Origin of the sequence: Pseudomonas sp. IT-P258 (assembly GCF_949767825.1) — a bacterium.
GTDB classification, from domain to species: Bacteria; Pseudomonadota; Gammaproteobacteria; order Pseudomonadales; family Pseudomonadaceae; genus Aquipseudomonas; species Aquipseudomonas monachiensis.
The window spans coordinates 1-328 of the sequence record NZ_CATKPU010000081.1; the positions used below are offsets into that span (position 1 = coordinate 1).

1 pseudogene is annotated in these 328 nt (G+C 70.7%); it reads left to right on the forward strand.

Annotation, left to right across the window (positions count from 1 at the left end):
* A pseudogene (locus ACM6G4_RS24335) lies at nt 1–328 on the forward strand (type VI secretion system tip protein VgrG); the annotation flags it as partial.

The window sequence follows — 328 nt, forward strand, 5'->3', positions numbered from 1 at the left end:
CACCTACGGCGAGGCCTATCACTACGCCGAACCCTACACCGCGCTCGGCGACCGCCATGCCTTCCCCGAAGACGTGCAGTGCGAAAGCGGCTACTTCTATGCGCGCCTGCGCCACGAGCGTTACCTCAACCGCCGCACCCGCCTGCGCGGCATGAGCAGCAGTCCCCGCCTGGCGCCGGGGCAGGTGCTGGAAGTCACCGACGGCGCGCCCCAGGCCTTCGCGCCGCGGGCGGTGATCATCGCGCTCAAGGCCGGCGCCGCCCGCGACCGCAGCTTCGAGTGCAGCTTCCAGGCCATCCCCTATGCGCAGACGGTGTGCTTTCGCCCC